Origin of the sequence: Streptococcus mitis (assembly GCF_003942685.1) — a bacterium.
In the GTDB taxonomy this organism is placed as follows: Bacteria; Bacillota; Bacilli; order Lactobacillales; family Streptococcaceae; genus Streptococcus; species Streptococcus mitis_CD.
The window spans coordinates 1-20,072 of the sequence record NZ_RJNR01000015.1 but is presented as its reverse complement, the minus strand read 5'-3'; the positions used below and the strand labels follow the sequence as shown (position 1 = coordinate 20,072).

Annotated in this window: 20 protein-coding genes; 7 read left to right on the top strand and 13 right to left on the bottom strand. The window is 40.2% G+C overall.

Features of this window, described 5'->3' with window-relative positions:
* Positions 1–81 precede the first annotated feature (81 nt).
* From D8855_RS08860 to D8855_RS08845, 4 genes are read left to right on the top strand one after another with little or no spacing between them, the layout of a single operon-like run.
* Positions 82–762 carry an amino acid ABC transporter permease gene (locus D8855_RS08860; RefSeq protein WP_060627884.1) on the top strand — a complete coding sequence of 227 codons (681 nt, stop codon included), beginning with the start codon at positions 82–84 and terminating at the stop codon, positions 760–762.
* Positions 722–1,399, top strand: a complete 678-nt coding sequence (locus D8855_RS08855) for an amino acid ABC transporter permease (protein WP_060627882.1) — start codon at positions 722–724, stop codon at positions 1,397–1,399. The genes D8855_RS08860 and D8855_RS08855 overlap by 41 nt, the downstream gene beginning before the upstream one ends.
* Entirely contained in the window at positions 1,400–2,158 is a 759-nt protein-coding gene (locus D8855_RS08850; protein ID WP_060627880.1) for an amino acid ABC transporter ATP-binding protein, read from the top strand.
* An 11-nt stretch (positions 2,159–2,169) separates the two neighbouring features.
* The gene (locus D8855_RS08845) at positions 2,170–3,036 is read left to right on the top strand and encodes a cysteine ABC transporter substrate-binding protein (RefSeq protein WP_125417003.1); all 867 of its coding nucleotides are present in this window, start codon (positions 2,170–2,172) and stop codon (positions 3,034–3,036) included.
* A gap of 212 nt (positions 3,037–3,248) precedes the next feature.
* Here the strand turns inward: D8855_RS08845 and pyrE are convergent, their stop codons facing one another.
* The 9 genes from pyrE to typA all read right to left on the bottom strand — a co-directional run bounded on the left by pyrE (position 3,249) and on the right by typA (position 13,766).
* Complete coding sequence (pyrE, locus tag D8855_RS08840; protein WP_004261667.1) at positions 3,249–3,881, bottom strand: orotate phosphoribosyltransferase; 633 nt, start codon at positions 3,879–3,881, stop codon at positions 3,249–3,251.
* 39 nt (positions 3,882–3,920) lie between these two features.
* Positions 3,921–4,616 (bottom strand): orotidine-5'-phosphate decarboxylase, encoded by a 696-nt coding sequence (gene pyrF / locus D8855_RS08835; RefSeq protein ID WP_125417001.1) that lies wholly within the window; start codon positions 4,614–4,616, stop codon positions 3,921–3,923.
* Between the two features lie 232 nt (positions 4,617–4,848).
* Complete coding sequence (locus tag D8855_RS08830; protein WP_125416999.1) at positions 4,849–6,093, bottom strand: cell division protein FtsQ/DivIB; 1,245 nt, start codon at positions 6,091–6,093, stop codon at positions 4,849–4,851.
* Between the two features lie 9 nt (positions 6,094–6,102).
* The gene (locus tag D8855_RS08825) at positions 6,103–7,161 is read right to left on the bottom strand and encodes a UDP-N-acetylglucosamine--N-acetylmuramyl-(pentapeptide) pyrophosphoryl-undecaprenol N-acetylglucosamine transferase (RefSeq protein ID WP_125416997.1); all 1,059 of its coding nucleotides are present in this window, start codon (positions 7,159–7,161) and stop codon (positions 6,103–6,105) included.
* A gap of 1 nt (position 7,162) precedes the next feature.
* Positions 7,163–8,515, bottom strand: a complete 1,353-nt coding sequence (gene murD, locus D8855_RS08820; protein WP_084929746.1) for a UDP-N-acetylmuramoyl-L-alanine--D-glutamate ligase — start codon at positions 8,513–8,515, stop codon at positions 7,163–7,165.
* 103 nt (positions 8,516–8,618) lie between these two features.
* Complete coding sequence (locus D8855_RS08815; RefSeq protein WP_000571283.1) at positions 8,619–9,260, bottom strand: ABC transporter ATP-binding protein; 642 nt, start codon at positions 9,258–9,260, stop codon at positions 8,619–8,621.
* 1 nt (position 9,261) lies between these two features.
* A complete protein-coding gene (locus D8855_RS08810; protein WP_125416995.1) occupies positions 9,262–11,283 on the bottom strand; it encodes a bacteriocin-associated integral membrane family protein in 2,022 nt (673 codons plus the stop codon).
* A gap of 367 nt (positions 11,284–11,650) precedes the next feature.
* Positions 11,651–11,905, bottom strand: a complete 255-nt coding sequence (locus D8855_RS08805) for a DUF3165 family protein (protein ID WP_000262673.1) — start codon at positions 11,903–11,905, stop codon at positions 11,651–11,653.
* Positions 11,906–11,924: 19 nt separating this feature from the next.
* On the bottom strand, positions 11,925–13,766 hold the full coding sequence (gene typA, locus D8855_RS08800) for a translational GTPase TypA (RefSeq protein ID WP_000164111.1): 1,842 nt from the start codon (positions 13,764–13,766) through the stop codon (positions 11,925–11,927).
* Positions 13,767–13,927: 161 nt separating this feature from the next.
* Here typA and D8855_RS08795 point away from each other — a divergent pair, with 161 nt between their 5' ends.
* Complete coding sequence (locus D8855_RS08795; protein ID WP_101781325.1) at positions 13,928–14,653, top strand: 16S rRNA pseudouridine(516) synthase; 726 nt, start codon at positions 13,928–13,930, stop codon at positions 14,651–14,653.
* A gap of 33 nt (positions 14,654–14,686) precedes the next feature.
* On the opposite strand, the gene D8855_RS08790 is transcribed toward D8855_RS08795, so the two are convergent.
* Positions 14,687–15,070 carry a rhodanese-like domain-containing protein gene (locus tag D8855_RS08790; RefSeq protein ID WP_101781327.1) on the bottom strand — a complete coding sequence of 128 codons (384 nt, stop codon included), beginning with the start codon at positions 15,068–15,070 and terminating at the stop codon, positions 14,687–14,689.
* Positions 15,070–15,300, bottom strand: coding sequence for a YqgQ family protein (locus D8855_RS08785; RefSeq protein ID WP_001808324.1), 231 nt, complete (start codon positions 15,298–15,300; stop codon positions 15,070–15,072). Before D8855_RS08785 ends, D8855_RS08790 begins: the two co-directional genes overlap by 1 nt.
* Before the next feature lie 102 nt (positions 15,301–15,402).
* Between D8855_RS08785 and D8855_RS08780 the strand changes: the two genes are divergently transcribed.
* Together D8855_RS08780 and D8855_RS08775 are read left to right on the top strand one after the other, a co-directional pair.
* Positions 15,403–16,311 carry a LysR family transcriptional regulator gene (locus D8855_RS08780; protein ID WP_049487917.1) on the top strand — a complete coding sequence of 303 codons (909 nt, stop codon included), beginning with the start codon at positions 15,403–15,405 and terminating at the stop codon, positions 16,309–16,311.
* Positions 16,312–16,362: 51 nt separating this feature from the next.
* Positions 16,363–18,240 (top strand): N-acetylmuramoyl-L-alanine amidase, encoded by a 1,878-nt coding sequence (locus D8855_RS08775; RefSeq protein WP_049487907.1) that lies wholly within the window; start codon positions 16,363–16,365, stop codon positions 18,238–18,240.
* A 31-nt stretch (positions 18,241–18,271) separates the two neighbouring features.
* Here D8855_RS08775 and D8855_RS08770 read toward each other — a convergent pair whose 3' ends face one another.
* Both D8855_RS08770 and D8855_RS08765 read right to left on the bottom strand, forming a co-directional pair.
* On the bottom strand, positions 18,272–18,589 hold the full coding sequence (locus D8855_RS08770; protein WP_004269832.1) for a hypothetical protein: 318 nt from the start codon (positions 18,587–18,589) through the stop codon (positions 18,272–18,274).
* A 251-nt stretch (positions 18,590–18,840) separates the two neighbouring features.
* Entirely contained in the window at positions 18,841–19,752 is a 912-nt protein-coding gene (locus D8855_RS08765) for a DUF6287 domain-containing protein (RefSeq protein WP_185757583.1), read from the bottom strand.
* Positions 19,753–20,072: the final 320 nt, after the last annotated feature.

Genomic DNA, 20,072 nt, shown 5'->3' with positions numbered 1-20,072 from the left:
GGCAATAAAAAATAGATATTATCCAAAGGAGATTTTAAGTGCTACAATAACTGTATTATTTCTAGATGGGAGGTTCTATTTTTGGATTGGTCCATTGTTGAACAATATCTACCACTATATCAAAAGGCTTTTCTCCTAACCTTGCATATTGCAGTTTGGGGAATTCTGGGATCCTTTCTGCTCGGTTTAATCGTTAGTATCATCCGGCATTACCGCATCCCTTTTTTGGCGCAAATAGCGACAGCCTACATTGAATTGTCACGTAATACACCCCTTTTGATTCAACTCTTCTTTCTCTACTTCGGTCTTCCCCGAATAGGGATTGTCCTATCTTCGGAAGTCTGTGCTACTCTGGGATTAGTCTTTTTAGGAGGCTCCTATATGGCAGAATCTTTCCGAAGTGGGTTGGAAGCCATCAGTCAAACCCAGCATGAGATTGGATTAGCCATCGGTCTGACACCTGTACAGGTCTTTCGCTATGTGGTTCTTCCGCAAGCAACAGCGGTGGCCCTACCATCTTTTAGCGCCAATGTCATTTTCCTCATCAAGGAAACCTCCGTTTTCTCAGCAGTAGCTTTAGCAGACCTCATGTACGTCGCCAAGGACTTGATTGGGCTCTATTATGAGACAGACATTGCGCTAGCTATGTTGGTAATTGCTTACCTGATTATGCTGCTGCCCATATCACTGGTCTTTAGCTGGATAGAAAGGAGGCTCCGCCATGCAGGATTCGGGAATCCAAGTACTCTTTCAGGGAAATAATCTCCTGCGGATTTTACAGGGATTGGGCGTCACGATTGGCATTTCTATCCTGTCTGTCCTCTTATCCATGATTTTCGGAACAGTCATGGGAATTGTCATGACCTCCCATTCTAGAATCGTACGATTTTTAACACGATTGTATCTGGAATTTATTCGTATCATGCCCCAACTGGTGCTACTCTTCATCGTTTATTTCGGATTAGCTCGAAACTTTAATATCAATATCTCAGGAGAGACTTCAGCTATTATCGTTTTTACCCTCTGGGGAACAGCTGAAATGGGGGACTTGGTCCGTGGAGCCATCACTTCCCTCCCTAAGCATCAGTTTGAAAGTGGACAGGCACTAGGTTTGACAAATGTTCAACTTTACTACCACATCATCATCCCACAGGTCTTGAGAAGATTGCTACCACAAGCCATCAACCTTGTCACTCGGATGATCAAAACCACTTCCTTGGTTGTCTTGATTGGGGTAGTTGAAGTGACCAAGGTTGGACAGCAAATCATCGATAGCAATCGCTTGACTATCGCAACCGCTTCCTTTTGGATTTATGGAACCATTCTAGTCTTGTATTTCGCAGTCTGCTTCCCTATTTCCAAACTATCCACTCACTTAGAAAAACATTGGAGGAACTAAATGTCTGAAACTATCTTAGAAATCAAGGAACTCAAAAAATCCTTCGGAGACAATCCCATCCTCCAAGGTCTATCCCTACAAATCAATAAAGGGGAAGTTGTCGTCATTCTAGGACCCTCTGGTTGTGGGAAAAGTACCCTCCTTCGTTGTCTCAACGGCTTAGAAAGTATTCAAGGTGGAGATATTCTTCTGGACGGTCAGTCTATCGTTGAAAATAAAAAAGACTTTCACCTAGTTCGCCAAAAGATTGGCATGGTCTTTCAAAGTTATGAACTCTTTCCCCATCTGGATGTCCTACAAAACCTCATCCTAGGTCCTATCAAGGCTCAAGGAAGGGACAAGAAGGAAGTAACGGAAGAAGCTCTGCAACTACTGGAACGTGTCGGTTTGCTAGACAAACAACATAGCTTTGCGCGTCAATTATCTGGTGGACAGAAGCAACGGGTTGCAATTGTCCGTGCCCTCCTCATGCATCCAGAAATCATCCTTTTTGACGAAGTGACTGCTTCGCTGGATCCAGAAATGGTGCGTGAGGTTCTAGAACTTATCAATGATTTAGCTCAAGAAGGTCGCACCATGATTTTAGTAACCCATGAAATGCAGTTTGCCCAAGCTATTGCCGATCGGATTATCTTCCTCGACCAAGGGAAAATTGCTGAAGAAGGAACGGCTCAAGCCTTCTTTACCAATCCTCAAACCAAACGAGCTCAGGAATTTTTAAACGTCTTTGACTTTAGCCAATTTGGCTCATATCTATAAAGGAGATTCTTATGAAACTATTCAAACCACTCTTAACTGTTTTGGCACTTGCCTTTGCCCTTATCTTTGTCACTGCTTGTAGCTCAGGTGGAAACGCTGGTTCATCCTCTGGCAAAACCACTGCCAAGGCTCGCACAATCGATGAAATCAAAAAAAGCGGTGAGCTACGAGTCGCCGTGTTTGGAGATAAAAAACCGTTTGGTTACGTTGACAATGACGGTTCTTACCAAGGTTACGATATTGAACTTGGGAACCAACTGGCCCAAGACCTTGGTGTCAAGGTTAAATACGTTTCAGTCGACGCTGCCAACCGTGCGGAATACTTGATTTCAAACAAGGTAGATATTACTCTTGCCAACTTTACAGTGACTGACGAACGCAAGAAACAAGTTGATTTTGCCCTTCCATACATGAAAGTTTCTCTTGGAGTCGTATCACCTAAGACTGGTCTCATTACAGACGTCAAACAACTTGAAGGTAAAACCTTAATTGTCACAAAAGGAACGACTGCTGAGACTTATTTTGAAAAGAATCATCCAGAAATTAAACTCCAAAAATATGACCAATACAGTGACTCTTACCAAGCTCTTCTTGACGGACGTGGAGATGCCTTCTCTACTGACAATACTGAAGTTCTAGCTTGGGCGCTTGAAAATAAAGGATTTGAAGTAGGAATTACTTCCCTCGGTAATCCAGATACCATTGCGGCAGCAGTTCAAAAAGGCAACCAAGAATTGCTAGACTTCATCAATAAAGATATTGAAAAATTAGGCAAAGAAAACTTCTTCCACAAGGTCTATGAAAAAACACTCCACCCAACCTACGGTGACGCTGCTAAAGCAGATGACCTTGTTGTTGAGGGCGGAAAAGTTGACTGATACTCTTCGAAAATCTCTTCAAACCACGTCAACGTCGCCTTGGATTATATATGTGACTGACTTCGTCAGTCTTATCTACAACCTCAAAGCAGTGCTTTGAGCAACCTGCGACTAGCTTCCTAGTTTGCTCTTTGATTTTCATTGAGTATAATACTCAATGAAATCACAAAAAGAAATCAGGTAATCCTAGTGACTACCTGATTTTCTATGTTTTAGGCGTTTTGCCAATTTTCTTGGTCTTCTTTAAATCGTTTTAGAAGATCGAGGCCTTCTGGTGTGATATAGCCTTCTTCTTGGGCTAGATGGATGAGTTCACTGTAGTTAGAAAGTGTCACAAGTTTGACACCTGCATCTGAGAAGTTCTTATCTGCTTTTGGCAATTGGTAACTGAAAATCGCTACAACTCCAAGCACATCTGCTCCTTCTCGTTTAGCAGCTGCTACTGCTTCAAGAACAGAACCACCTGTTGAAATAAGATCTTCAACCACTACCATTTTTTGACCCTGAGCTACGCGGCCTTCTATTTGGTTACCAGCTCCGTGGTCTTTTGGTTTGCTACGGATGTAGGCAAATGGCAAATTCATCTTATCAGCAATGATAGCTCCGTGTGGAATCCCAGCTGTCGCAGTTCCTGCAATCACTTCAACCTCAGGAAAGGCTTCTTTGATAGCATCTACAAAACCATTTTCAATGAGAGTACGAGTTTCTGGATAGGCAAGGGTCACACGGTTATCCGTATAAATGGGTGACTTGATACCAGATGCCCAAGTGAAAGGCTCCTCTGGTTTGAGGTAAACGGCTTGGATTTTCAAGAGGTGGCTAGCGATATCTTTAGCAAGTGTCATGATATTCTCCTTTTATTTTTCTAATCTAGTTCTTTAATTTCAGTCCTGTGTCCATTCATCCTTGATAGCATGATAAGCTGCAACAGGATTCTCAGCTTGGGTAATAGGACGTCCCACTACGATATAGTCACTACCGATTTGATAGGCATCAGCAGGTGTCATCACACGTTTTTGATCTCCTACTGCAGCACCTGCAGGACGAATGCCCGGTGTCAGACAAATAAACTCTGGTTTGGTAGCCTGTTTGATGATTTGCACTTCCTGAGCCGAGCAAACAACACCATCCAAGCCAGCTTCAGCTGTCTTCTTGGCATAATGTATTACAGACTCTTGCAGACTGGTTTGGATGTTTTGAAAATCCTGCATCTGAGCCTCTGATGTTGATGTAAGCTGAGTGACAGCGATCAATTTTGATTGACTTCCAAGACCTTCACGCGCCGCCTTCATCATCTCTACACCACCAGCCGCATGAACATTAGTCATATCCACACCAAGCTGAGACAGGACCTTCATGGCTGACTTGACTGTATTGGGAATATCATGAAGCTTGAGATCCAAAAAGACACTGTGTCCCAGATCTTTTAAGTAGGATACAATCTCAGGACCTGCTGCGTAATAAAGCTCCATCCCTACCTTAAGATAAAGGCTTTCTTCTGCTGGAAAAAGAGCTAAGAATTCCTTGACCGCCTCAAAACTAGGAAAATCAAGAGCAATAACTGGACGATGTTCTCGCATAGGTTTCTCCTTTTACCTTTGCTAGTGAGAGAGTCTGGCCACAAGAAGCCACAAAAAAAGGAACCTGCCAACAGCAAGGTTCCACGAAAAATGGGTAGTCTCCACCCTTTCACCGTCTAACCTTAGCTGCCTCTCTGGACTGCTTTAAAGGTTTTTTACTATTCTATTATTTCTACTAGCACTTGTCAAGTAAAAACATGGCCACTGAAGAACTACAAGAGAAAAGCTAAACCTAGCGACGCGATGAACGTCGGGGCGTTTGGTTTTGATTGCCCTCTTCCTCCAGCTTTTTCCTTTCCTCTTCTAGTTTATTCTGCTGTTCTTCCAGTCTTTTCTTCTCTTCCTCTTTTTGTTTCTTCTCAGCTTCCTTAGCCTCTTGTTTGGCCTTTTCCTCAGCTTCCATAATTAATTTATCCGCCACAGTATAACTGTAAATTCCAGCTTCCATGTCAATCACACTCGGTTCTGACAATTGTGGCTTAATCTTACTGTAATAAGGCAGTTTCTTACTCATTTCAGATAGAGGAACCAAGACTTCGTCCGAATCATTCATAGTCAATCGAATTAAATCTGAAGTCACCTTGCTTGGGGATAGTTCCACCTTCTGGATAGCAGATTTGAGTTCGGGGCTAATTTGAGAAAGTTCTGAGGTAAAGGTCTTGATTTGTTCGCTGTCATTAAAGAGAACTGATATATAAGTTTCTGGCAGACTCACCAAACTCACCGCACTGGTCTCAAGCTGACCGCTTGAAAGAATTGGATAATGACTTTCTCCAGAAACATAGTAGGCCACAATATCATATTCCTTGACCTTGATTGTAAACTTGGTTGGAAATTGATAGACAAGCTGAGCTGATTCAACCCAATAATTAGACTTAATCTGCTCTTCATATTTTGTCTTATCTAGCAGAAGGTTAATCGTATAATCCGAATCCTGAATGCCTGAAGCCTGTCGAATATCATCAGCTGTAGTTTGCACTGTTCCCTCAACACGAATATCCTTCATGGTCGCATAAGGACTGAGCAAGTATGCAGAGACAACCAATACAAGCAGACTGAGAAACAAAATCGAGATAGCCCGCCAGATATGAACTCCTGGAATTTTCGGTTTGACCGGTTTTTCCTTTACAGGCTTTTTATCTGCCTTTTTATCCTCTTTCTTTGGCTCTTTGGACTTTGATTCTTCTTTGGCTACTTCTTTTTTGACGTCTTCTGACTTTTCTACTTTTTCTTCAGACTCTTCCTTAGCTGATTCTGGGTCTTTTGGTTCAGGTTCACTATCTTGATCCTCAGTTTCATCTGACTTTTCAGATTTGGAAGCCATTCGAGCTTTTCTTTCCTTTTCCTTCTCCTCAGCTAGGGCTGCCTCTTCTTCAGCCTTCTTTTTTAGGTATTCTTGGTTTCGTTTCTGCCATTCTGATAACTCTTTAAATTCTTCGAGGATTTCTTTGCCCTCATTTTTCTTATCTTTTGACATTTACTTTCCTTATGATAAATCTTTTTTCAATAATTCATAAAAATCTGCTAGAGATTTCAATTCCTTAGAAGCCTTCATCTTAGCTTGGTAGTCTTCCTTGTGGCTTAGTAAGTGAGAAAGCTTCTCTTCTAAACTGTCCAAGGTCAAATCGCTTTCTTGAAGCTCTTCTGCATAGCCTTTTTTTACAAAGTAAGCTGCATTTTCAATCTGGTCTCCACGACTAGCTTCACGACCAAGTGGCACAATAACATGTAATTTTGCCATGGCCAAGAGCTCAAAAATCGTATTGGCACCACCACGTGTCACAACAATATCAGCCAATTCCATCAAGGGTTGATAGAGACTGGTCACATAGTCAACACGAAAAAGATTTTGGCTCAACTCGTTCAGGCTAGAATCTCCAGTTAGATTGATAATATTGTAGCGTTCTGTCAGTTCTTTCTTATGGTCTGTCACCAATTGGTTAAAGACACGAGCGCCTGCAGAACCACCGACAAACAATACAGTTGGCAATTTAGGATTAAAGTGGGTTTGAATATCTACCAATTCATCTGGTTCTGGATTTTTTTGATCTGAAACCTTGGTCACCGCTCCCACATGCTCGACCTTAGACAAACTTGAAGCTTGCTCAAAGGTTGAATACATCTTCGTCGCAAATTTATAGGCGATTTTATTGGCCAAGCCCATGGACAAGTCAGATTCGTGAATAAAGACAGGCACTCCTGAAACACGCGCAGCGATAACAGGTGGCACAGAGACAAAGCCTCCCTTTGAAAAAAGTGCTTGTGGACGAAGTCGCAACATGATAAAGAGAGATTGGACAATTCCCCATCCAACTTTAAAGACGTCCAGCATATTTTGCCAAGAGAAATAACGGCGCAATTTGCCAGTCGCAATAGAATGGAAGGTGACATCAAGACCCGACTTGAGGATTTCTTGGTGTTCAATCCCACGCTTGTCCCCAATATAGTGAACTTCCCAGCCATCTTCGATGAACTTAGGCATTAACAAAAGGTTGAGAGTAACGTGTCCAACCGTCCCCCCACCTGTAAAGACAATTTTTTTCATATTATTCCTTTAACTCCGCTACTGTGTCGATAAAGAGGTCGCCACGTACTTCAAAGTTAGCATACATATCCCAGCTGGCATTTGCAGGACTGAGAAGGACTACATCTCCTGGAGTCGCAAGTTCATAGGCTTTGCGGGTCGCATCTGCAATACCAGTCGCATCCACATATGCCACACCAGCCTTGTCTGCTGCCCGTTTGACACGTTCGGCAGACTGACCCAGGACGACCATCTTTTTAAGTCCAGTAATGTCTGGCACCAGTTCGTCAAACTCATTACCACGGTCCAAACCACCTGCAATCAAAATGACCTTGCTGTTGTCAAATCCTGACAAGGCTTTTTGAGTAGCCAAGATATTGGTTGACTTGCTATCATTATAGAATTTGACACCCTTGATTTCATCCACAAATTGGAGACGGTGTTTGACACCACCAAAGGCTGAAAGAGTTTCTTTGATGGTTTGGTTATCAACACCACGAAGCTTGGCTACAGCAATCGTCGCAAGGGCATTTTCCACATTGTGGCTACCTGGAACTCCGATTTCATTCGCTGCCATGACAACTTCCCCACGGAAGTAGAGTTGACCATCTTCCAGATAAGCTCCATCAACCTTTTCAAGTGTTGAAAATGGTACAACTGTAGCTTGTGTTTTTCTTGCCAATTCTTTTGCCAAGTCTTGGTTAAAGTTCAAGACAAGGAAATCATCCACTGTCATCTTGTTCTGGATATTCCACTTGGCTGCTACATATTCCTCAAAAGAACCATGATAATCGATATGAGTTGGCATGAGGTTGGTAATAACTGCAATCTCAGGATGAAATTCTTGAACGCCCATGAGTTGGAAAGAAGAAAGTTCCATAACAAGAGTGTCCTTGTCTGACGCAGTTTGAGCCACTTGACTAGCTGGATAGCCGATATTCCCTGATAAAAGACCATGTTGACCAGCAGCAGTCAAAACTTCCCCAATCATGGTCGTTGTGGTTGTTTTACCGTTCGAACCTGTGATACCGATAATTGGCGCTTCTGAAATCAAGTAAGCCAATTCCACCTCAGTCAAGACTGGAATTCCCTTTGCCAAAGCCTTTTCAATCATGGGATTGCTGTAAGGGATGCCTGGATTTTTCACCATAAGGGCAAACTCTTCATCCAAGAGTTCCAAAGGATGACCGCCTGTGATGACCTTGATCCCTTCTTCCAACAAACTTTGGGCAGCTGGATTGTCCTCGAATGGTTTCCCGTCATTTACTGTCACAATGGCACCCAGCTTATCCAACAAACGAGCTGCAGATTCACCAGACTTGGCCAAACCTAAAACAAGGACTTTCTTATTTTTAAATTGATCTATTACTTTCATGTCTCGAACTCCATTTCTACTCTTACTATTTTACCATTTTTATGGAAATAAAAAAGCCACAAAGTGTGTTTGTGACTCTTTCTTCTAACTGAATCTTGCCATATCATCTATGTGATAAATCGGTAACTCGAATGACTTGGTCCACTTGCTCCCAAATCAGAGGATTGTGGGTTGCAATAATAATGGTTCGATTCGGATTTTTTAAAGATTCTAGGATAGAGAGTAATTCCTCAGAGTTTTTGGGGTCTAAGGAAGCGGTTGGTTCATCTGCGAGAATCAAAGGCGGATCCTTTAAAATTATCTTCGCTAGTGCAACACGCTGTGCTTCTCCTCCTGATAATTCAAAGATAGGTTGCTTCAGGTCTAAATAAGAGAGGTTGACACGGTTTAGAGCTTGTTTCATCAAAGAGATTTTCTCTTTTTCTTTCAACTTTTTACCAACTAAACCCAGATTGAGGTTCTCTTTGACGGTTTGGCTTTCGATTAAGCCAAAATCTTGAAATAGGTATCCTAAGTAATCTCTAAAGAAAACAGAAGGCTTGATGTCCTTAAGAGAAGTACCATCATAGATGATTTGTCCTTTGTCATATGGCTCTAATCGTCCAATCATATTCAAGAGTGTTGTCTTACCACAGCCACTTGTACCGATTAAGGCATAAATTTTCCCACCTTCAAAATGAAGATTCGTATCTGAAAATAGCTGACGGCTTCCAAATTTTTTAGATATATTCTTTAGTTCAATCATCCTATTTTCCTTTCATAATTGTCATAGAAACACGAGATTCTTTCTGCGCTTGACGGTAAAGCGTCAGAACTGCACTAACTAGAAAGACTAATAAAGTGAGTAAGCCAATTACCCAGTCTCTACTGCGTAAAATAAAGAGACTAGCACCAAATACAAAACTGGCAAATTGACTAACCATATACTGAGCATGTGTTTCAAAAAATCGTAAACCTGAAATTCGTTTAATCAAGATATCTCGACGGAATTGCTCAAAATATAGAAGATTGACAGAATAAAAGAGTAACAAGGAACTAGCTATCCCAACAATAGCTCCTAAGATTAAAGTTGCTGTTTCAGTTTGAACTTCATTATAACGAGTTAGATAAACACTTCTTCCTTCTTTAAGATAGGATACTTGCTCATAAATTCCAGCTTTCTTCAAGAGTTCTAGCCCACTCTCATATCCTTTGATAAAGAGTTGTTTTCCAGCATTGATAGACCAACTAGATTTGGAAATGATACTATCACCTGTAGAAGTCGGCGTAAATACAACTAAAATCGGATCAGTCAAATACTGAGTGGATACGGGATTCTCACCGTTGTTATAAACAAACCGCTTTTCTCCAGTTGGAAGATAACTAACAATCGCTCTCATTTCATACTCTAAAGGAGCGTCTTTATCCTCACTTGATTGTCCATAAGAGTTTAAACTTTCTTCAAAAACTTTCTTAAGTTCTGCTTCCTGTGAACGAAGAGATTCTGGTAATAAGAGTCCAAATTCCCCTTTTTGGAGATGGGCTAACTTCTGTTTAGTCTCAGCATCTACTACGACCTTTTCCTTGTCCAAATAACTTGGACTAACATAGAGCGTATTAGCATCTGGGCTATAGGTATCCAGTGTCTCTCCCTGTTCATTTTTTCCTTGTGGATTGGCAAAATGGAACAGATTATCCTTTACATAAAGAGCTTGTTCTTCTTCGATTGCTTCCTTGGCAAAGGCATACCACTTACTCTGATTTTCTGTATCATTTACTCTATCACCTAAGCCAAAAGAAATTTGATAATAGTCTGCTCTGTCCTGCCATGCTTGTTTTGAAATTTCAAGTTCTTTCAATCGTTGGTAAGACGTCAAACCTGTCTTAACAGCGTAGCCTACTGCAAAGACAGCAATCAACTGACACAATAGGGTTAAAGCCATCAAGCGTTTAAGGGGTAATCTCCCCTTAATAACAGGAACTAATGCCTTGTAACTCAAACTCATTAGATAAAGAAGCATTAGTAAAATTGAAATCGCCAATAAAAACAACAGATAGAGACTAATCCCAAAACCATAGGTGGCTAACAAGATAGGATAAAACAAACCTTGACTAAAAAGAACGACTCCCCCACCTAGGAAGGAAAGGAGGGCTGATAGAAGGAGCCATTTGATATCAGTAGATAAAGAATGCCCCATGATGGATAAGAGAGTCTGACCAGAAAAGAGTTTTATACCTGCTGCTCTCATTTCCTTAATCCGAGTGATAATCACTAAAGCAAAGAAAGATAAGCCAAATATTGCTAAACTAATTAAAATAAGGGGAATTAGTAACATTCTAAAGGCAAGAGAATAGGGCGGTGTCTTTCGGTCAGGAATTGCTTTATAACCCAAATCTCCTAATTTATCGGCAAGCTTTTCTTTCGTCAAGGAGCCTGACAAAAGGAGATAACTATTTAGCGGATCACTACGTTCACGACTTTCTTGGCTAGCTTCTTGGAATTCTTTTGGTAAAGTTCCCTGACCATAAGTTGCATAAGTAAAGTGAGTCGTCCCATCCTTACTCGGCTCTACAATTCTTCTAGCTATTAAACTCTGTTCTGAGTTTGCAAAATTCTCTAATTCCTTTTCAAATACCTCACGCGTCGGTTCCTGAGTATCTTTTTTAACACGAAGTAAGGAAACGGAATCATAGCTTGCATATAAATATTGTGGCGCACGTAAGACAATAATCCAAGCAAAGAAAAAGCTGAGAAAAAAAGTTGATAATAATATGAATAGTTTCTTCATAGTAGACTCCTTGTATAAGAGAATAACCCTATAGAACAAAGATTTTATGTTTTATAAATTCTTAGAATTATTTTCCTAGTTTAATCCATTACACCCTGAGCACCAAGACAACAAATTTAANCCTTCCTCGTTTTGAAAACGATTTCTTATAATTTAAGTATATCACTTTCTATATAATCTATCAACATATTTTACCAAAATATTATTAGTAATAGAATTTTACAGTTCCCTTAAAAATAGATGTCATTAACGAATTTTATACAAGTTTTTCCCATTCATATTATCCAAGCAAAAGAGATGATATTAACTAAAAAGCAATTCAAACTATTGTAAAATTGATACAAAAAAAGAGAGCCAAAACTCTCTTTTATCTTCTTTTACTTTTACTAACCGACATGAGGGTAATATCTCGCAAGCTAAAGTATGCTAGGAAGAGCATGGCGATTGCGATAAAGAATTCTGTCGGTAGCTGAAAGATTTGCAGAACAGACAACATGAGCAAAATCAAGAGTGCTACGAAAGCAAAGACGACAAGGACGATATTGACTGTCCCTTTAATGCTTTCTGGTGTCGCAAATACATAGAGTAGTAATAAGAGGAGTCCTATGATTAAATAAACCATCTTTATCTCTTTCTAGCTCTTATTCAGCTGATTTTTTCTTCTTGTTAGCTTTCTCACGCTCTGCCTTGTTAAGGATTTGTTTACGCAAACGGATAGACTCAGGCGTTACTTCCATGTACTCATCGTCGTTCAAGAACTCAAGAGACTCTTCAAGTGTCAAGATACGAGGTGTCTTGATAACAGCTGTTTGGTCCTTAGTAGCTGAACGAACGTTGGTCATTTGTTTCGCCTTAGTGATGTTAACTGTCAAGTCATTTTCACGAGAGTTTTCACCGATAATCATTCCTTCGTAAACTTCAGTACCTGGGTTGACAAAGATCGTACCGCGTTCTTCGATAGACATGATTGAGTAAGTTGTAGCCTTACCAGCATCGATAGAAACAAGGGCGCCACGGTGACGTCCACCAATTTCCCCTGGAATCAATGGCAAGTATTGGTCGAAGGTATGGTTCATGATACCGTAACCACGAGTCATTGACAAGAACTCAGTTGAGTATCCAATTAAACCACGCGCTGGAACAAGGAAGACCAAACGAGTTTGACCATTACCAGTTGAAATCATATCCAACATTTCACCCTTACGTTCAGAAAGGCTTTGGATAACAGATCCTTGGTATTCTTCTGGAGTATCGATTTGAACACGTTCAAATGGCTCACATTTAACACCGTCGATTTCTTTTACGATAACTTCTGGACGAGATACTTGAAGTTCATATCCCTCACGACGCATTGTTTCGATAAGGATTGACAAGTGCAATTCTCCACGTCCTGAAACAGTCCATTTATCTGGTGAATCAGTTGGGTCAACACGAAGGGAAACGTCTGTTTGCAATTCTGCCTGCAAGCGTTCTTCTACCTTACGAGAAGTTACCCATTTACCTTCTTTACCAGCAAATGGTGAGTTGTTGACCAAGAAAGTCATTTGAAGAGTTGGCTCATCGATGTGTAGGATTGGAAGAGCTTCTACTGCATCTGTCGGAGTAATGGTTTCACCGACAAAGATATCTTCCATACCTGAAACGGCAATCAAGTCACCTGCTTTGGCTTCTTGAATTTCACGACGTTCCAAACCAAAGAAACCGAAGAGTTTTGTGACACGGAAGTTTTTAGTTGTGCCATCAAGTTTAGAAAGGGTAACTTGGTCACCAACTTTAACAGTACCACGGAAGACACGACCGATACCGATACGACCAACGAAGTCATTGTAGTCCAAAAGTGACACTTGGAACTGTAAAGGCTCATCTGAGTTATCTACTGGAGCTGGGATATGGTCGATAATTGTGTCAAAGATTGGCGCCATAGTCGCTTCTTGGTCAGCTGGATCATCTGACAATGAAGAAGTTCCGTTGATAGCTGAAGCATACACCACTGGGAAATCAAGCTGGTCATCATCTGCACCAAGCTCGATGAAAAGCTCCAAGACTTCGTCCACTACTTCAGCTGGGCGAGCTGATGGTTTGTCGATTTTGTTAACAACCACGATTGGCACAAGGTCTTGTTCCAAGGCTTTTTTCAATACAAAACGAGTCTGTGGCATTGTTCCTTCGTAGGCATCTACGACTAAGACAACACCGTCGACCATTTTCATGATACGCTCAACTTCTCCACCGAAGTCCGCGTGTCCTGGTGTATCCATGATGTTGATACGAGTTCCGTTGTAGGCAACGGCTGTATTTTTAGCAAGGATGGTAATTCCACGCTCTTTTTCGATATCGTTTGAGTCCATAGCACGCTCAGCCAATTCAGTACGTGCATCAAGCGTTTCTGATTGTTTCAATAGTTCGTCAACGAGGGTTGTTTTCCCGTGGTCAACGTGGGCGATAATCGCAATGTTACGGATATCTTCTCTTAATTTTGTCATGATTTCCTCTATAATATTCAAAATTTATTTTCTAACTGAACGATTATACCATAATTTCAGGTAAATAACATAACTCAAGCAAGTGTAAATGTTTTCACTATGCTTTTCTTTTCACGTCAAGCCTTTTCAAAGCAAGCGACTTATGATAAGATAGGCACAGTATGCGTTTAGATAATTTATTAGCCCAAGAAAAAGTTAGCCGAAAGGCCATGAAGCAAGCACTCCTCAAAGGGGAAATTCTCGTCGATGGTTGCCCAGCCCGCTCCCTAGCCCAAAATATCGATACAGGACTACAGGAACTCCTCTTTCGGGGCCAAATCATTCGAGGCTATGAGCACACCTACCTTATGCTTCATAAATCTGCTGGTGTCGTTACAGCCAATAAAGACAGGGAACTTCCAACTGTCATGGACTTGCTGTCACCTGACATCCAGTCTGACAAGCTCTATGCCGTCGGCCGACTGGACCGAGATACGACCGGCCTCCTCCTCTTGACCGATAACGGTCCCTTAGGCTTTCAGCTCCTCCATCCCCAATATCATGTCTATAAAACTTATCGAGTTGAGGTCAATGGACTTCTAACACCTGACCATATCCAAGCCTTTCAAAAGGGAATTGTCTTTTTAGATGGTACTGTCTGTAAACCTGCAAGATTAGAGATTCTATCTGCAAGTCCTTCCCTCAGTCGAGCCTCTATCACCATTTCAGAAGGAAAATTTCATCAGGTTAAGAAAATGTTCCTCTCGGTTGGTGTCAAAGTAACCTCCCTCAAACGCACCCATTTTGGACCTTGGAGCTTAGATGAAAATCTTCAAGCAGGATACTATCGTCCCCTAAACTCAGAAGAGTTGGCAAGTATTCGTGACTTTCTCAGAAAAAGTGGTTAAAAAATGAGCTCGGAAATATCCAAGCTCGTTTTCTTATTTCTCGACTTTGACTTTCCCTTTCCAAGAATCCAAACCATAAGAAAGGATATAAATCTCAAAAAAACCTTGTTTTTTCAAGTAAAGGGCTGCATTTGTCACACGTTGCGCACGTTGGTTTTCGTAAAGAAGGACAGGTTTATCCTTACGAAGGGCTGCAAGACTAGTCTTCAACTGACTTGAAGGAATATTGCGAGCCCCAAGAATATGTTTTCTGTGGAATTCTGCTGGGTCGCGCAAATCAATCAATTGACCCGTACGAATCAAGGCTTCAAACTCCTCATTGTCTACAATTTTAGCCGCACGGCGAATACGAAGATAGTTAAAGCCCATCCACGCCAACATTGCTAGTATAAGTGCCCACAAAATCCAAGTAACCATTAGTTCTTTTCTCCATTTTTCTCAATATAATCCAATTCTACCTTGTGCTCTCTGCGAAGAACCGCTTCTGCTTCTAGATAGTCTAATTTGTCCATCAACCCTGCATCGTAAATCCGAGAGAGCTCCAACTTCATCAGTTCAATATCATATAAGCGTTTTCCCATGTAAACAATAATACCAAATCGTTTGAGGAATTGCTGCACATCATAGAATGTTTTCATAAGACTCATTCTAGCAAAATTTTATGTTTTTTTCAAGAAGAGAATCACACAATGCCCCTTATTTTCCTATCATCTTTGGCGATTCTGACGCAAGTGTGGTACAATAAAAACATGAGAATTCAACAATTACACTATATTATCAAAATCGTCGAAACTGGCTCTATGAATGAGGCAGCTAAGCAGCTCTTTATCACCCAGCCGAGTCTTTCCAATGCTGTGAGAGATTTGGAAAATGAAATGGGTATTGAAATTTTTATCCGCAATCCCAAGGGTATCACCTTGACCCGTGATGGGATGGAGTTTCTCTCCTATGCCCGTCAGGTTGTCGAGCAAACCCAACTTCTGGAGGAACGTTATAAAAATCCTGTCGCCCACCGCGAACTCTTTAGCGTTTCGTCTCAACACTATGCCTTTGTAGTCAATGCCTTTGTCTCTCTGCTCAAGAAAAGTGATATGGAGAAATATGAGCTCTTTCTTCGTGAAACTCGGACTTGGGAGATTATCGATGACGTCAAGAACTTCCGTAGTGAGGTCGGTGTTCTCTTTTTGAACAGCTACAACCGTGATGTTTTAACCAAAATGCTGGATGACAACCACCTGCTAGCTCACCATCTCTTTACAGCTCAGCCTCATATCTTTGTCAGCAAGACTAATCCTCTGGCCAAGAAAGACAAGGTGAAACTGGAAGATTTAGAAAACTTCCCTTACCTCAGCTATGACCAAGGAACTCATAACTCCTTCTACTTTTCAGAAGAGATTCTCTCGCAGGAATACCACAAAAAATCTATCGTAGTCAGCGACCGTGCTACCCTCTTTAATCTCTTGATTGGTTTGGATGGTTATACCATTGCGACAGGGATTTTGAACAGCAACCTCAACGGAGACAATATCGTTTCTATCCCACTGGATATTGATGACCCAATTGAGCTGGTCTATATCCAGCATGAAAAAACCAGCCTATCTAAGATGGGCGAACGCTTTATAGACTATCTACTAGAAGAAGTTCAGTTTGATAGTTGAGAAATCAGCAAGATTTTATTATAATAAGCAAAAAAACAAAAGGAGTTTAATATGAAAAAGGTTTTACTTGCTAGTGCAGTTGCCTTATCTATTTTAGGATACACTCAAACAACTGCCCAAGCTCAAGAAAATAAAGCAGAGTCAGTACGAGAAAATGTAACAATTCCTCATTCAAGTACTTCAAAAATCGAAAACCAAGAAAAATCGAAAGAGAAGGTTGAAAAAACAGACAATTCTTCTAAAATTGATGATAAAGAAGAAAAAACAGAGAAAAAAACTCCCGCCACAGAAGAGAAGAAGTCTGAAGTAAAAAAAGAAGAAAAAGTTGAAAAAGTCAAAGAAGGTTGGCAGGAAGAAAATAATAACTGGCGCTTTTACGAACACAACAAACCTGTTACTAACTGGAAAAAAATCCAAGGAAAGTGGTACTACTTCAATAAAGATGGCCATCGACTAAGCAATACAACCTTTGATGGTTATGTTTTCAATAAAGATGGAGTGATGGCTGAAAACGGTTGGAACTTTATCAATGGAAAATGGTACTTCGCTAATTCTTCTGGAAAAATTTCTCAGAATAAATGGGAGAAAATTGGTGGTGCTTGGTATTACTTTGACAAAGATGGAATCATGCTTAGTAATACAACTTTTGATAACTATTTACTGACCAAAAGTGGAGCTATGGCCACAAACGGCTGGGCAAAAATCGACCAAAATTGGTATTATGCCACATCCTCTGGAAAAATCTCTCAGGACAAGTGGGAGAAAGTCAATGGTTCTTGGTACTACTTTGATAAAAAGGGAATCATGTTGAGCTCAACTACATTTAAGGGCTACCTATTTAATAACAGTGGTGCTATGGCTGAAAATAGCTGGGTAAAAATTAAAGATACCTGGTTCTATGCGAACGCATCTGGAAAATTTGTCCAAAACAAATGGGAAAAAATCAGCGGTTCTTGGTATTCTTTTGCTCAAGATGGAGCTATGTTAGCCGATAAATGGTCGGGAAGCTATTATCTAAAAACCAATGGAGCCATGGCTGATAATGAATGGATATTTGATAAAAACTATAACAGCTGGTTCTTTTTGAAGCGTGGTGGAATGTATGCATCAAAAGAATGGATTGGAGCTTACTATCTCAAAGCTGGTGGTTATATGGCTAAAAAAGAGTGGATTTACGACGACACTTATAAGGCTCGCTACTACTTAGATGATAATGGACATTATGTTTCCGGAACTTACAAAATTGACGGTAAAGACCATCTATTCCACAAAAATGGTCAATGGATTTCTGAGGTCTCAAAAGAAGTTGGTTTTGTAAAAGGCCAATACAGTAGAACCATCTTTTTAGATCCTGGACATGGTGGAAGAGACTCAGGTGCATACTATTACAATGTCGCTGAAAAAGACCTCAACATGCAGGTGTATCGTAAATTACGCAAAAAGTTAGAAGAACTTGGCTACAAAGTTCTTACTTCACGTGATAGTGATATTGATGTAGATTTTGTTACAGAACGTTCTCGTATGGTTAACAAGACTAACTCTGATATCTTTATTAGTATTCACTTCAATGCGACTGGTAGCGCGTACTCTAGAGCTAGCGGTATTCAAACCTATTCCTATAGTGATGATCCTGATTATCCAAGTAAAATCAACCCATACTGGCATAACCATCCTGACCGTATGAGTGAGAGCAAGCGTCTTGCAGCCGCTATCCACTCTTCATTGTTAGCTGAAACTGGTGCTAAAGATGCTGGTTTATTGGAAAGAAGCTTTGCCGTTCTTCGAGAAACTGCTAAACCAGCCGTCCTCCTAGAGCTTGGTTATATAGATAATTTCGCTGAAAATCAACAGATTCGAGATAGCCACTATCAAGATAAGCTTGTAGCAGGTATCGTGAAAGGAATTCAAAAATATTACGCTGGTAAGTAAAAAAGGGTCTCGAGAAATCTCGAGGCCTTTTCTATTTGTCTTCTTTTGTATCTTTATCAGGAAAGAGGTATCCAATACCAATGCAAGCTAGTACGCCCGCTCCAATTACCAAGCCACTTGAAATTGGCAAAAGGTCTAAAATTGCATTTGCAATGATAAAAGCAATAATTAAACACATCAGACTAGCCTTGTAGTCTTTTTTCAAAAAATTCTCTAGAGTGAAAAAGAGGAACAGACCAACCGGAATCAGTGACCATAGGTTGACATCCAAACTTGGCCATCCAACAGAACCAAAATACAAAACCAAAGCTGAAACTAGCAAGAATCCAATACCTAATAATTTTTTCATTTTTATCTCCAATTGCTTTTTTATGAACTTGAGTTATCTGATAGTGACGCCTCACGCCCCTTACAAAAATCATTATAGCAGAGGTCAGTTTCAAGAACAAGTTCTTTTGCCTATCTGGTCTCTATATCAGTCTAAGTGGTTGAAGTGTTAAGATAAAAGAAAAGAAGCCCTAATGAGCTTCTTCATTCTAGCGATTGCAACAGTATTTCTAAACTAAAACAATCGAAAGTTAGATTCTAAACTAGTTTTTTCTAGTTCGTATTTTTCTTTTCCTTAGATTCTAGAGAAGTTTTGATTGCTTCGCGTTCAGCCTGTAGTTGAGCTAAATGTTTCTCTTCTTCCTCAAGTTTACTAGTATCTGGTTTTACACGATAATAAACATCTTCTGGTTTTAACAACATCGCTTCATATTGCTGTCCTGCAAACAGTCTCTCCTCGTCATGATTGCTTTTATCTGTCAGTTTTCCATCATCACCAGGTTGCATGACAACTCCACTTGGTACGGCAACTACCACAAATCCTCCTGCGACAGAACCTTTAGTGTGTGCACTTAGACTTTCAACTTCTTTAAAGTTGGAATCTGAACTTCGATTTTTCAGATGAGAGTAACTATTGTCCAATTCAACAGTATATTCAAATTTTTGACCATCTCTAAAGCTAGTTATATAAATTTCACCAGACTCATTAATGACATATTCATTGCCCGACGGTGTACGCCATGTGCCCTTCAAACTTGATAAATCATTATTTCTTAATGCTTCAATATCCAGTTTCGGAACTGCAGTTTCTTCTTTTAACTTGTCAACTACCTTCTCTGACTCAGAGACCTTGCTATCTAAACTGGTTAGCTGTTCCTTGAGTTTTTGAATCTCCTCTTCTTTCTTCTTCTCATTCTCAGACGCTTTCGAAGTATCTATCGCTTCTTTACTTGTGTTCTCTTTTTTAGCAACTGAAGAAATGGATTCATTTGACTCTTTCTTTGCGTTAGGTGAGAATAAGAAGAGGCTTGCTAGGATTGCAACGACCAAGAGACTAATGGCAATGCCAATATAGACTTTTATTTTAAAAAACTTGCCCCTAATCTTAGATGGAGAAGTTCCTTTCACTACCTTCGATACAGTTGATTTCGGACCATTTTTCTCTTCAAAATGTTTCTTAGTCATAGTATTCCTCCCATTTTTCACTATATTTCACCTATATCTTAAACAAATTCGTAAGATTTGTCAGTATCCATGAATGGATGGATTTTCAAAAGAAAACCAATCAACTAACCCTTAAATATTGTCAGCAATAGAATCATCCATTAAACTCTATATCGAATTTATTAACATAAATTATACCATAATTTTTAAGAATTTTATATATTTTTATAGTCTAACTATGATAATGAAAAGGAGCTATCCTTTCATATTATTCACTTATATTATGTTTATAAAAAATCTAATAGGCATATTTACTTATCATATTTCATATAGCCTGTACT

What these genes read in the sequence shown, in the direction of transcription:
- D8855_RS08855 (WP_060627882.1), top strand. Translation starts at nt 722, where the DNA reads ATGCAGGATTCGGGAATCCAAGTACTCTTTCAGGGAAATAATCTCCTG.
- D8855_RS08850 (WP_060627880.1), top strand. Translation starts at nt 1,400, where the DNA reads ATGTCTGAAACTATCTTAGAAATCAAGGAACTCAAAAAATCCTTCGGA.
- D8855_RS08845 (WP_125417003.1), top strand. Translation starts at nt 2,170, where the DNA reads ATGAAACTATTCAAACCACTCTTAACTGTTTTGGCACTTGCCTTTGCC.
- pyrE (WP_004261667.1), bottom strand. Translation starts at nt 3,881, where the DNA reads ATGACACTTGCTAAAGATATCGCTAGCCACCTCTTGAAAATCCAAGCC.
- pyrF (WP_125417001.1), bottom strand. Translation starts at nt 4,616, where the DNA reads ATGCGAGAACATCGTCCAGTTATTGCTCTTGATTTTCCTAGTTTTGAG.
- D8855_RS08830 (WP_125416999.1), bottom strand. Translation starts at nt 6,093, where the DNA reads ATGTCAAAAGATAAGAAAAATGAGGGCAAAGAAATCCTCGAAGAATTT.
- D8855_RS08825 (WP_125416997.1), bottom strand. Translation starts at nt 7,161, where the DNA reads ATGAAAAAAATTGTCTTTACAGGTGGGGGGACGGTTGGACACGTTACT.
- murD (WP_084929746.1), bottom strand. Translation starts at nt 8,515, where the DNA reads ATGAAAGTAATAGATCAATTTAAAAATAAGAAAGTCCTTGTTTTAGGT.
- D8855_RS08815 (WP_000571283.1), bottom strand. Translation starts at nt 9,260, where the DNA reads ATGATTGAACTAAAGAATATATCTAAAAAATTTGGAAGCCGTCAGCTA.
- D8855_RS08810 (WP_125416995.1), bottom strand. Translation starts at nt 11,283, where the DNA reads ATGAAGAAACTATTCATATTATTATCAACTTTTTTTCTCAGCTTTTTC.
- D8855_RS08805 (WP_000262673.1), bottom strand. Translation starts at nt 11,905, where the DNA reads ATGGTTTATTTAATCATAGGACTCCTCTTATTACTACTCTATGTATTT.
- typA (WP_000164111.1), bottom strand. Translation starts at nt 13,766, where the DNA reads ATGACAAAATTAAGAGAAGATATCCGTAACATTGCGATTATCGCCCAC.
- D8855_RS08795 (WP_101781325.1), top strand. Translation starts at nt 13,928, where the DNA reads ATGCGTTTAGATAATTTATTAGCCCAAGAAAAAGTTAGCCGAAAGGCC.
- D8855_RS08790 (WP_101781327.1), bottom strand. Translation starts at nt 15,070, where the DNA reads ATGGTTACTTGGATTTTGTGGGCACTTATACTAGCAATGTTGGCGTGG.
- D8855_RS08785 (WP_001808324.1), bottom strand. Translation starts at nt 15,300, where the DNA reads ATGAGTCTTATGAAAACATTCTATGATGTGCAGCAATTCCTCAAACGA.
- D8855_RS08780 (WP_049487917.1), top strand. Translation starts at nt 15,403, where the DNA reads ATGAGAATTCAACAATTACACTATATTATCAAAATCGTCGAAACTGGC.
- D8855_RS08775 (WP_049487907.1), top strand. Translation starts at nt 16,363, where the DNA reads ATGAAAAAGGTTTTACTTGCTAGTGCAGTTGCCTTATCTATTTTAGGA.
- D8855_RS08770 (WP_004269832.1), bottom strand. Translation starts at nt 18,589, where the DNA reads ATGAAAAAATTATTAGGTATTGGATTCTTGCTAGTTTCAGCTTTGGTT.
- D8855_RS08765 (WP_185757583.1), bottom strand. Translation starts at nt 19,752, where the DNA reads ATGACTAAGAAACATTTTGAAGAGAAAAATGGTCCGAAATCAACTGTA.